Here is a 12020-nt window from a genome sequence, read left to right as displayed (position 1 = left end):
TGCTCGCACCCGGTTCGCCTCCCATTCCATGTTCTCCGTCACCGCTTCCCGTCCTTTCCGCCGTCTCTGGGCGCTCAACAGCTTCGCCTACAGCGTCCGGGTGTTCATCGCGCTCGCGGTGCTCATGGGCCTGTGCTGGTCGCTCGACACGATGCCCCGGATCGTGCCGCTGCTGCTCGGCGCGGTGGCTTGCGCGCTGGCCGAAACCGACGACAACTGGCGCGGCCGGCTGCAGGCACTGCTGCTCACGCTGGGGTGCTTTGCGGGTGCAGCCTTCGCGGTGCAAGCGCTGTTTCCGCACCCGTGGGCCTTTGCCGCCGGCATCGTCGCGGCCACCTTCGGACTCACGATGCTCGGCGCCATCAGCCGGCGCTACCAGGCCATCGCCTACGGTACGCTGATCCTCTCGCTCTACACCACCATCGGCATGGACCAGCGCAGCGACCTGACGCAGGCTTTCTGGCTGGAGCCCGCGTTGTTGCTCGCCGGTGCGAGCTGGTACGGGCTGCTGTCGGTGCTGTGGTGCGCCCTCTTCCTGCACCAGCCGGTGCAGCAGACGCTGGCGCAGCTTTTTCGGGAACTGGACCTGTACCTGCGCCTCAAATCGACTTTGTTCGAGCCGGTGCGCGCTACGGAAGGAAGCCAGGCCGAGGTGCGACGCATCAAGCTGGCGCAGCGCAGCGGCCAGGTGGTGATCGCGCTGAACGCGGCCAAGGAAAGCATCTTCAACCGGGTCGACGCCACGCGTGCGAGCAGCCGCATGACGCATTACCTGCACCTGTACTTCATCGCACAGGACATCCATGAACGCGCGAGTTCGTCGCACTCGCCGTACGAGGAACTGATCGACGTCTTCTTCCACAGCGACGTGCTGTTCCGCTGCCAGCGTCTCATGCGGGTGCAGGGCCGCGCGTGCGGTCATCTGGCGCGCGCCATCCTGCTGCGCCTGCCCTTCGACAAAGGCGATGAAAGCGCCGCCGCGTTGCACGACCTGCAGGCATCCATCGACCAGTTGCAGGCGCGGCAGCATGCGGACTGGGCGCCGCTTCTGAAATCGCTGCGCGCGCTGGCCGGCAACCTCGGCACGCTCGACGCCCAACTCGAGCGCGCTGGCGCACCCCAGGCCCGGGGCGACGCCGGCGACGGCGCGCTGTTCGACCGGGCGCCGCGCTCGTGGGCCGACGCCTTCGGCCGCGTCAGGGCGCAATTCAGCACCGGCTCGCCGGTGTTTCGCCATGCGCTGCGCCTGAGCCTGGCGCTCGCCGCCGGCTATGGCCTGCTGCACGTGGTGCATGCGCGGCAGGGCTACTGGATCCTGCTGACCACGATCTTCGTCTGCCAGCCCAGCTTCGGCGCGACGCGCCGCCGCATGCTGCAGCGCGTGACGGGCACCTTCCTCGGCCTCGCGCTGGGCTGGGCGCTGTTCGACCTGTTCCCGAGCCTGCTGCTGCAATCGATGTTCGCGGTGGTGGCCGGCGTGGTGTTCTTCAGCACGCGCACCACGCAGTACACGGTGGCGACCACCGCGATGACGCTGGTGGTGCTGATGTGCTTCAACCAGGTGGGCGACGGCAACGTACTGATCGTGCCGCGCTTGGTCGACACCCTCATCGGCAGCCTGATCGCCGTTGCCGCCGTGGTGCTGGTGTTGCCCGACTGGCAGGGCCGGCGCCTCGATGCGCTGGCAGGCCGCGCGCTCTCGACCCTGGCGGGCTACCTGCGCGAACTCACGGCGCAATACCGGCGCGGCCGCAACGACGACCTGCCCTACCGGCTGGCGCGCCGCAACGCGCACAACGCCGATGCCGCGCTCTCCACCGCGCTCACCAACCTGTTGCAGGAGCCGGGGCGGCGCGAACAGGAAGGCGACCGCGGCCTGCGCTTTCTCGTGCACTCGCACACGGTGCTCAACTATTTTTCCGGGCTCGGCGCGCACCGCGAAGCATTGGCCGACGGCGAAACCACGCAGGCAATCCTGCAAACAGCCGATGCGCTGGCGACGGCGCTCGATGGGCTGGCCGCAGGCCTCGCGCAGCGCAGGGTCGCTGCAGCCGACCCGGCCATGGCCGCGCTTGGCGAAGCGCTCTCTCGGGTGCCCGCCGACATGACCGATGCACAGCGCCTGGTGCGCGACCAGTTGCGGCTGGTGCAGGGCCAGCTGGTGCCGCTGACATCCGCGGCAGCGGCCCTGGTTCACGACCTGCGGATAATGGGTGCAGGCGCGCCCTGAATCGCGCCGTCAGCAAGGAGACTCCCCAGTGCCCGACCTCTCAAAGATCACCTCGATCGAAGACCTTCGTGTGATCGCCCAGCGCCGCGTGCCGCGCATGTTCTACGACTACGCCGATTCCGGCGCATGGACCGAAGGCACCTACCGTGCCAACGAAACCGATTTCCAGAAGATCAAGCTGCGCCAGCGCGTGGCCGTGAACATGGAGGGCCGCAGCACGCGCACCACCATGATCGGCGAAGAGGTCTCGATGCCCGTGGCCATCGCGCCGACGGGCATGACCGGCATGCAGCACGCCGATGGCGAAATCCTCGGCGCGAAGGCGGCCAAGGCCTTCGGCATTCCGTTCACGCTCTCGACCATGAGCATCTGCTCGCTCGAAGACATCGCGGCCAACACCAACGGGCATCCGTTCTGGTTCCAGCTGTATGTCATGAAAGACCGCGACTTCATCGAGCGGCTGATCGACCGGGCCAAGGCCGCCAATTGCTCGGCGCTGCAGCTCACGCTCGATTTGCAGGTGCTCGGCCAGCGCCACAAGGACATCAAGAACGGCCTGACCGCGCCGCCCAAGCTGACCATCGCCAACATGATCAACCTGGCGACCAAGCCGGCCTGGTGCTTGGGCATGCTGGGCACCAAGCGCCGCACCTTCGGCAACATCGTGGGCCACGCCAAGAACGTGGGCGACCTCTCGTCGCTCAGCTCATGGACGGCCGAGCAGTTCGACCCGGCGCTCAGCTGGGCCGACGTGGAATGGATCAAGAAGCGCTGGGGCGGCAAGCTGATCCTCAAGGGGATCATGGACGTGGAAGACGCGCGGCTCGCCGCGTCGAGCGGCGCCGATGCGCTGATCGTGTCCAACCACGGCGGCCGGCAGCTGGACGGCGCTCAGTCGTCGATCGAGGCCCTGCCCGCGATCGTCGAAGCGGTGGGCACCGAGATCGAGGTGTGGATGGACGGCGGCATCCGCAGCGGCCAGGACGTGCTGAAGGCGCGTGCCCTCGGCGCCCGCGGCACGCTGATCGGCCGCAGCTTCCTGTATGCGCTGGGCGCCTACGGCGAAGCCGGCGTGACCCGCGCGTTGCAGATCCTGCACAAGGAGCTCGACATCACGATGGCGTTCTGCGGTCGCACGCAGATCGACGACGTCGACTCGAGCATCCTGCTGCCCGGCACCTTCTAGTTCAGGCGAGCCCAGAGCCTTCGGTGGTCGGGCGCATCGCCAGCGCGATGGCATCGCGCGCACGTTGCTCCGACGCCAGCGAGGCGTCCAGCAACGAGCGGCACAGGCCAGCGTGCTGGTAGTTCATGTTCTCGTAAAGCTGCGCCGCGGCCGGGTGCGCCTCGAGCACGCTGTTGAGCGCATCGACATCGGTCACGCGGCGGAGCTCGTCGGTGAGCCGCCGGGCGACCATGCGGTACTGCGCTGCGTCGGGATGGCCGCCGCGCTCCAGCCGCTCCAGCAGCTGGGCCAGAAGCACGGCATTGGTGGTGTAGGTACTGGATGTGTTCATGGAGGGAAATTTGGGCCGGCGCGCGCGAATGCAAGGGCCGGCTTCGAGGCCCCCGCCGACAGGCTTTCACGGCACCGGCTGGTGCGTCGATCAGGCCTGGCATCGCTACCCTCTTCCCCGACATGCCGCCTCCGAACGCCGCCCTCACCGACCGCTATGCCGACATCTTCGTCGGGCACAGCGAGATGGCAACACGCATGCGGCAGCACGATTGGGCGGCGACATCGGTCGGTCCGCCCGAGCGCTGGCCGCAGTCGCTCAAGGTGGCGATCCGCATCCTGTTGACTTCGCGCTTCGAGATGTGGCTGGGCTGGGGCCCGGACCTTGCCTTCTTCTACAACGACGCTTATCGGCCGACGCTGGGCCTCAAGCATCCGACTGCGCTCGGTCAGCCGACTCGGGTGGTCTGGCGCGAAATCTGGGACGATGTGAAAGGCCGTATCCACACCGTCTATGACAAGGGCGAGTCGACCTGGGACCGCGCGCTGCTGCTCATCCTGGAACGCTCCGGCTACCCCGAAGAGACGTATCACACGTTCTCGTACAGCCCGCTCATCGGCGACGGCGGTCGCATCGAGGGCATCTTCTGCGCGGTGTCGGAGGACACCGACCGCGTGCTCAGCGAGCGGCGGCTCGCCGCGCTCAACGATCTCGCCGCACGCCTGGCCACGGCCGACCTTCGCAGCAGCGTGGTCGAGGCCGCATGCGAGGCGTTGGGCACGGTAACGCACGACCTGCCGTTCTCGATGCTCTACCTCTTCGACAAATCCGGCCACGCGCGCCGTGCCTGCCACGCGGGCATCGCAGACGACCATCGGCTGGCGCCGATGCACATCGCGCCCGGCAACGATTCGCTGTGGGGCACGCACCGCATCCTGGCCGGCGATCCGCACGTCCAGTGTCCGCTGGCCGCAGCGGCCGATGTGCCGCACGGGCGGTGGACGCTGCCGTCGCCCGGCGCGCTCGTGGTCCCGCTGGCGGCACAGGGTTCGACTCGACCCGCAGGCTTCCTGGTGAGCGGCCTGAACCCCCACCGTCGACTCGACGAAGACCACATCGGCTTCGTGAAGTTGATGGCAGGCCAGATCGCCGCCAGTCTCGCGAACGCAGCCGCTTTCGAGGCGCGTACGGCCGAGCGCGATCGCATGCGCGACCTCTTCAAGCAGGCGCCCAGCTTCATGTGCGTGTTGAGCGGGACCGACCATGTGCTCGAACTGGCGAACGCGTCGTATCGCCAGCTGGTCGGTCACCGGGAGATCGAAGGCAAGCCGGTCCATATCGCGCTGCCCGAGCTCGCGCAACAAGGCTTTGTCGAGCTGCTCGACGAGGTCTACAAAAGCCGCAAGCCCTTCCTCGGCCAGGCCATGCCGATCGCGTTGCAGCGGCAGCCCGGCGCGCCGCTGGAAAATCGCTACCTCGACTTCGTGTACCAGCCGATCGTCGACGGTCACGGCGCCGCCACGGGCATCTTCGTGGCGGGCTACGACGTGACCGATCAGGTGCAGGCCGAGAGCAAACTGCGCACGCTGAACGACAACCTCGAAAGCCGTATCGCCGGGCGCACGCAGGATCTCGAAGACGCACTCGCCCGACTGCGCAAGGAATCCGAAGAGCGGGAAGCGGCCCAGGAAGCCTTGCGCCAGGCCCAGAAGATGGAAGCGGTCGGCCAGCTCACCGGCGGCATCGCGCACGACTTCAACAATTTGCTGCAGGGCATCACCGGCTCCCTCGACGTGCTGAAGCTGCGCTTGCAACTCGGCAAGACCGACAACCTCGAGCGACTCATCGCCGGGGCCATGGCTTCCGCGCAGCGCGCAGCGGGCTTGACCCATCGACTGCTCGCATTCTCGCGGCGGCAGCCGCTCGACCCGAAGCCGGTCAAGGCCAACCAGCTGGTGGCGCCGATGGAAGACCTGTTGCGCCGCACGATGGGCGAGCGCATCCGCATCGAGCTGGTGCTCGCGGCCGGCTTGTGGACCACGCTCTGCGATGCGAACCAACTCGAAAGCGCCATCCTCAACCTCTGCATCAACGCGCGGGACGCCATGCCCGACGGCGGCATGCTCACGATCGAAACGTCCAACACCTCGCTCGACGACAGCTACGTCGCGCAAACCCAGACGCTCGACCTGAAAGCCGGCCAGTACGTGTGCGTGAGCGTCACCGACACCGGCGCCGGCATGACGGCCGATGTGCTCGCGAAGGCCTTCGAACCCTTCTTCACCACCAAACCGATCGGCCAGGGCACGGGCCTCGGCCTCTCGATGATCTACGGCTTCGCCAAGCAGTCGCACGGCCTCGTGAAGCTCTACAGCGAACCGGGCAAGGGCACCAGCGCGAAGTTGTATTTGCCGCGTCATCGCGGCGAGGCCGCGCCGCCCCAGAGCATCCCGCAGATCCGGTCGGACCACCACACCGAAGTCGGCGAAACGCTGATGGTGGTGGAAGACGAGCCGGTGGTGCGCACGCTGGTCGTCGACTTGCTGCAAGGTCTCGGCTACCGGACCGTGGAGGCGGCCGACGGCGCGCAGGCGCTGCGCATTTTGCAGTCCGAACAGCGCGTCGATCTGCTCGTGACCGACGTCGGACTGCCCCTCATGAACGGCCGGCAGGTGTACGACGCTGCCCGGCTGACCCGTCCCGACCTGAAGGTGCTTTTCATGACGGGCTATGCCGAAAACGCCATGCTCGCCCACGGCTTTCTGAAGCCCGGCATGGAAATGATCACCAAGCCGTTCGCGATGGAAAAACTCGCGAGCAAGGTGCTCAAGATGCTCCGGCCCCACGACCGCGCGGCTGACTGAAGCCACCAGTACCTGACTGGCGGCAACGTTTTGCGTTGCCGAACAAAATCAACGACGCCACAACAACATTCAGAGAGGCAACGACACCATGAGTGCCACCGTTCCCGTTTCGCCCGCGACAGCCGCGGGCACCCCTGAACCTCACTACACCGCCGCTGAAAAACGCCATCGCGTGTTCGCGATCATGGCGGCCTCCTCGGGCAACCTGGTCGAGTGGTTCGACTTCTATGTGTACGCGTTCTCCGCGCTCTATTTCGCGCCGGCCTTCTTCCCGAAATCCGACCCGACCGCACAGTTGCTCAACACCGCGGGCGTGTTCGCTGCCGGCTTCCTGATGCGGCCGGTCGGCGGCTGGCTGTTCGGCCGCGTGGCCGACCGGCTCGGGCGCAAGACCTCGATGCTGATCTCGGTGACGATGATGTGCGGCGGCTCGCTGGTCATCGCCTGCCTGCCGACCTATGCGCAGATTGGCGCGTGGGCGCCGTTCCTTCTGCTGGTGTGCCGCCTGTTCCAGGGGCTGTCGGTCGGTGGCGAATACGGCACCACGGCGACCTACATGAGCGAGGTTGCGCTCAAGGGGCAGCGCGGGTTCTTCTCGTCGTTCCAATACGTCACCTTGATCGGTGGGCAACTGCTCGCGGTGCTCGTGATCGTGGTGCTCGAGCAGTTGCTCGACGAGGCCGAACTCAAGGCCTGGGGCTGGCGCATTCCGTTCGTGATCGGCGCCATCGCGGCCGTCGTTGCCCTGCTGCTGCGCCGCACGTTGCACGAGACGCAGACCGCCGAATCCAAAGCCAACAAGGATGCCGGCAGCATGTCGGCGCTGTTCCGCAACCACAAGGCGGCCTTTTTCACGGTGCTGGGCTACACCGCCGGCGGCTCGCTGATCTTCTACACCTTCACCACCTACATGCAGAAGTACCTGGTGAACACGGTGCACCTGCCGATCAAGACGACCAGCTACGTGATGACCTGCGCGCTGTTCGTCTACATGTGCATGCAGCCGCTCTTCGGCATGCTGTCGGACCGCATCGGCCGCCGCAACAACATGCTGCTCTTCGGAGCGCTCGGTGCGTTGTGCACGGTGCCGATCATGATGGCGCTGCAGCGCGTGCAGAGCCCGGTGATGGCCTTCGTCCTGATCATCCTGGCACTCGCAATCGTGAGTTTCTACACCTCCATCAGCGGCATCGTGAAAGCTGAAATGTTCCCGCCCGAAGTGCGCGCACTCGGCGTCGGCTTGGCGTACGCGGTGGCCAACGCGATCTTCGGTGGCTCGGCCGAATACGTGGCGCTCGGGCTCAAGTCGCTCGGTCACGAATCCGCTTTCTACTGGTACGTGACGGTGATGATGGTGATCGCATTCTTCGTCAGCCTGCGGCTGCCGCGGCAGGCCGCCTACCTGCATCACGATCATTGAGGCTCAGGGGTCCGCATCATGGTGAGACGTCGCATGTCAAAAGACGTACCGTGAGCGTCGACATCGCCTACGTGGGCTGAGCCTTGCCGCCGACGGGCGCAAAACGATAGCGTTTCTATCTTCGGTGCTCCCTTCGCGTCGAAAGATCCAAATGCTTGGCATCGTCATACCCGCCCACAACGAAGAACGCGACATTCACGCCTGCGTACGCGCCGCACAAGAGGCCGCGCACCATCCCGCGCTGGCCGGCGAAACCGTCGAGGTGCTGGTGGTGCTCGACAGCTGCACCGATGCCACGGCCGTCCGCGCTGCGCAGGCCGGCGCGCACACGCTCAGCATGCGCGCTCGCAACGTGGGGACCGCTCGCGCCATGGGCGCCGAAGCGTTGCTGGCGCGCGGGGCACGATGGCTGGCCTTCACCGACGCCGACACGGTGGTGTCACCCAGTTGGCTGGTCGACCAGCTCGCCCTCAACGCAGAAGCCGTGTGCGGCTCGATCGGCGTCGACGACTGGTCGCCTCACGGTGCCCACGCGGCCTTGCTGAAGGCCCACTTTCTGGAAACCTATACCGACGCCGATGGGCACAGCCACATCCACGGCGCCAACTTGGGCGTGTCGGCCGCTGCCTATCGCCGCGCTGGCGGCTTCCAGCACCTGACGTGCAGTGAAGACGTGGCGTTCGTGCGCGCGCTCGAAGCCGCCGGGATCCAGATCGCATGGAGCGCACGGCCGCGGGTGATGACCAGCGCACGCCGGGAAGCACGCGCCGAAGGCGGCTTTGCCGATGCGTTGCTCAACGCCATCGCGATGCGCGTGTCAGCAGCCACGGGGGTCCCGGGTGACCAGCCGGTGGTGTCGGCCTGAGCACGCCTCCATGGACGACGCACTCTCGCTGATCCAGTGGCCCGCCTTCCTCGCATCGGTGATCGCCGCGTGGCTGGTCGGTTCCAACGCCAAAGCAAGACGCAACATCGGTTTCTGGGTTTTCCTGACCAGCAATGTGCTGTGGGTGATCTGGGGCGTTCATACGCAGGCGTGGGCGCTGATCGCGTTGCAGGTTTGTCTGGCCGCACTCAACGTGCGGGGTCTGTTCAAGACGGAACAATGACCCACCGTTCCGGGTAGTCGCGCACGAAGCCCTCGGCAGTCACTTCGAGCCGGGCGGCGTAGTCGAATCGTTCGGCGCGATAGTCGTAGGCCGACTCGCCGCACCGTTCGTAGTGTTGTTCCAGCAATCCCAACTCGCCCCCTTCCAGGTCCAGCCATGCGGCCGGCGCGGCAGCACGTTCGCCCTGCGCGAGCTGCAAACGCCGCAACGGAATCAGGTTCGTGGCTGGCGTGAAGCCGAGGTCCAGGTCGATGCAGTGCGCGAGTTCGGGCACCGGCGTGTCGTTCAACAGCCAGCGGCCGTGCGCATCGTGGGCCACCGAAAAATCCACCGTCGCATCGCCCAGCCACCCGCGCACCGTGCCCCACTGCGTGTGCCAGTGCAGATCGCAACGCACGCGGTAATGCAGTTGTGCGATGCGCCCGTCGGCTTGGCGGAACACGGCGGCACCGTCGAGTTGCCAGGCTGTTTCAGAGCGCTCGAGCCGGCAGGCGTCGTGCCCCGGCGCATCGAGGCGTTGCCAGAGGATGGAGGCGACGGTTCGCATGGGCGTCCTTCTGCACCCGGAGCGGGGCGACCATGAGCTTAGTCCGCAGCGCCGACGCGCACCCGCGGCAAAATCGCGGGGTGCCTCCTGCCAGCCCGCCCATCCGCCGCATCGCCCATCTCGACATGGACGCGTTCTTCGCGTCCGTCGAGCTCTTGCGCTATCCGCAACTGAAGGGCTTGCCGATGGTGATCGGCGGTGGCCGACGACGCGTCGACGAGGCGCTGCGCCAGGCGCAGGACGAACGCGGAATCGCACTGCACGAGATTCCGGCCTCGGCTTTTCCGCTGCTGAAAGACTACGTCGGCCGCGGCGTGATCACCACGGCGACCTACGCTGCGCGCCAGTTCGGCGTCGGCTCGGCCATGGGAATGATGAAAGCCGCCAAGCTGTGCCCGCAGGCGATCGTGCTGCCCGTCGATTTCGACGAGGTGCGGCGGTTGTCGCGCCTGTTCAAAAGCATCGTTCGCGACATTGCGCCGCTGGTGGAAGACCGGGGCGTCGACGAGGTGTACATCGACTTCACCGACGTGCCGGGCGGCCAGCGCGAGGGCGGCCGGGTGCTGGCGCGGCTCATCCAGAAATCGATCTTGCAGGCCACCGGCCTGACCTGCTCGATCGGCGTGGCGCCCAACAAGCTGATCGCCAAGCTGGCGAGCGAATTCAACAAGCCGAACGGCATTTCGATCGTCTACGAAGACGATCTCGAATCGAAGATCTGGCCGCTGCCCGTGCGCAAGGTGAACGGCATCGGGCCGAAAGCCGACGAAAAGCTGGAACGGCTGGGCATCCGCACCGTCGGCGAGATCGCGGCGAAGGATCGCGACTGGCTCATCGCGAATTTCGGCAAGTCGAGCGGCGCCTGGATGCACGAGATTTCATGGGGTCGCGACGAGCGCGCGGTGGTCACCGAGAGCGAGCCGGTTTCGATGAGCCGCGAGACCACTTTCGACCGCAACCTGCACCCTGTGCGCGACCGCGCCGCGCTGGGGGCGATCTTCACGCAGCTCTGCGAAAAGCTCGGCGACGACCTGCAGCGCAAGGGCTACGTCGGCAAGACCATCGGCATCAAGCTGCGCTACGACGACTTCAAGACCGCGACGCGCGACCAGACGATCGCGTGCTTCACGGACGACGGCAAGACGATCCGCCAGACCGCCGGCCAGTGCCTGAAGCGCGTGCCGCTGGAGCGCCCGCTGCGCCTGCTGGGCGTGCGTGTCGGCACGCTGGCGCGTGCCGGCAGCGACGAAGCCGTGACGCCGAACCGGGCGCCTGAGACCGGCGCGCGGGCGCAAGGTTCGGGCGACGCGAACGCGACGACCGCGTCCCTGTTCTAGCGCGCCGGGACGCCGGCCTGCCACTGGCCCCAGTTCGCCGTGATGTGGTCAACCACGCGCGCGCCGACGCGCTCGATGTTCTCGACTGTTTCGGCAAAGCCGCCGGCCGTCTCGCCCGGCGCCGGGTCGAGGTGCTGCAGCGTGGTTTCCCGCGGATTGCCCTGGTCGAAATTGACCGCGCCACGCAGGCTCATGACACGGTCGGTGCCGTGCGTGCGCTTGATCACCAGCGTGATCGCGGCGGCTTCCATCTCGGTGATGACGTAATCGTCCGCCCCGTAGAGCTTCGCGATGTATTGCGCCTGCTTCGACATGCCGGGGCCATGGAAGAAGGTGTCGCCCGTCATGTGCGTGCCGGTGCCGACGAAGGGCGCGCGACGTGCCGCCGCGTCGGGATAACGCTGCCGGTAGGCGCGGGCCGAGTCGGCGTCTTTCAACGGCGTGTCGGCCGAGAGTTTCATGGCCCAGGCCACAAGCTCGGGGTTCAGCTTGAAGCGGCGGTATTCCTCGTAGCCCTTGCGTGGCATGAAGGTCGGCTCGCCGGCCTTGTTTTCTTCGGGTGCCCAACGGTGGCCGAGGTCGTAGTCGACCAGCCAGGTCGCCCAGCTCACCTCGCCGATGGTGCCGCGCGCCGGTGGCGTGCCGCCGACGCCCGAGATCACGTAGTAGGCCTGCGAAAAGTCGAAGGCGGGATTGACGAGGATGGCCTGCATCGACGACGACGAATTGACCTTGCCCATGCCGAGCACCGAGCCGCACACGCCGTCGGCATTGCAATACACCGGGCCGAGCGCGCCGGCGACGGTGATCGGCGTGGCGTCTTTCCAGTAGCGCTCATACCAGTGCTGGAACTCGCCGGCGCGGTCGCCGGTGTTCTTGCCGATCTCGAACATCGCCGCCACGAACACCTTGACCTTCACGGGTTGCGCGGTGCGCGTCGCCGGTGCCGACGCACAGGCCGACAGCAGCAAGGCTCCGGCGCACAGCGCAAGGCCGCGCATTGTTTTGATCCAGCCATTCGTCATCACTCGTCTCCTCGGAAGTCGTTGAAAAAGC

The 12020-nt window shown here is 66.7% G+C and carries 10 protein-coding genes; 7 read left to right on the top strand and 3 right to left on the bottom strand.

Going from position 1 to position 12020, the window contains the following annotated elements; genetic code table 11:
• The first annotated feature begins 28 nt into the window (after nt 1-28).
• Together yccS and AX767_RS14815 are read left to right on the top strand one after the other, a co-directional pair.
• Entirely contained in the window at nt 29-2230 is a 2202-nt protein-coding gene (yccS, locus tag AX767_RS14820; RefSeq protein ID WP_068632040.1) for a YccS family putative transporter, read from the top strand.
• A 28-nt stretch (nt 2231-2258) separates the two neighbouring features.
• Nucleotides 2259-3416, top strand: a complete 1158-nt coding sequence (locus tag AX767_RS14815; protein WP_068632039.1) for an alpha-hydroxy acid oxidase — start codon at nt 2259-2261, stop codon at nt 3414-3416.
• Nucleotide 3417: 1 nt separating this feature from the next.
• Here AX767_RS14815 and AX767_RS14810 read toward each other — a convergent pair whose 3' ends face one another.
• Nucleotides 3418-3747: a hypothetical protein gene (locus AX767_RS14810; protein ID WP_068632038.1), complete on the bottom strand. Its 330-nt coding sequence runs from the start codon at nt 3745-3747 to the stop codon at nt 3418-3420.
• Between the two features lie 122 nt (nt 3748-3869).
• On the opposite strand from AX767_RS14810, the gene AX767_RS14805 reads away from it, so the two are divergent.
• From AX767_RS14805 to AX767_RS14790, 4 genes are all read left to right on the top strand, one after another.
• Entirely contained in the window at nt 3870-6551 is a 2682-nt protein-coding gene (locus tag AX767_RS14805; protein ID WP_068632037.1) for a response regulator, read from the top strand.
• Nucleotides 6552-6639: 88 nt separating this feature from the next.
• Nucleotides 6640-7971 carry an MFS family transporter gene (locus tag AX767_RS14800; RefSeq protein WP_068632036.1) on the top strand — a complete coding sequence of 444 codons (1332 nt, stop codon included), beginning with the start codon at nt 6640-6642 and terminating at the stop codon, nt 7969-7971.
• 151 nt (nt 7972-8122) lie between these two features.
• Nucleotides 8123-8836: a glycosyltransferase gene (locus tag AX767_RS14795; protein WP_068632035.1), complete on the top strand. Its 714-nt coding sequence runs from the start codon at nt 8123-8125 to the stop codon at nt 8834-8836.
• Between the two features lie 10 nt (nt 8837-8846).
• Complete coding sequence (locus AX767_RS14790) at nt 8847-9080, top strand: hypothetical protein (RefSeq protein WP_068632034.1); 234 nt, start codon at nt 8847-8849, stop codon at nt 9078-9080.
• Here the strand turns inward: AX767_RS14790 and AX767_RS14785 are convergent.
• Nucleotides 9064-9627: a putative glycolipid-binding domain-containing protein gene (locus AX767_RS14785; RefSeq protein ID WP_068632033.1), complete on the bottom strand. Its 564-nt coding sequence runs from the start codon at nt 9625-9627 to the stop codon at nt 9064-9066. The two genes, AX767_RS14790 and AX767_RS14785, sit on opposite strands and share 17 nt — an antisense overlap.
• A 32-nt stretch (nt 9628-9659) precedes the next feature.
• Here AX767_RS14785 and AX767_RS14780 point away from each other — a divergent pair, with 32 nt between their 5' ends.
• A complete protein-coding gene (locus tag AX767_RS14780) occupies nt 9660-10964 on the top strand; it encodes a Y-family DNA polymerase (protein WP_068632032.1) in 1305 nt (434 codons plus the stop codon).
• Here AX767_RS14780 and AX767_RS14775 read toward each other — a convergent pair.
• Entirely contained in the window at nt 10961-11989 is a 1029-nt protein-coding gene (locus tag AX767_RS14775) for a purine-nucleoside phosphorylase (protein ID WP_068632031.1), read from the bottom strand. The two genes, AX767_RS14780 and AX767_RS14775, sit on opposite strands and share 4 nt — an antisense overlap.
• Nucleotides 11990-12020: the final 31 nt, after the last annotated feature.

Origin of the sequence: Variovorax sp. PAMC 28711, assembly GCF_001577265.1 — a bacterium.
Classification (GTDB): domain Bacteria; phylum Pseudomonadota; class Gammaproteobacteria; order Burkholderiales; family Burkholderiaceae_C; genus Variovorax.
The sequence above is the reverse complement of the archived record's forward strand: the minus strand, read 5'-3'. Positions and strand labels throughout refer to the sequence as shown.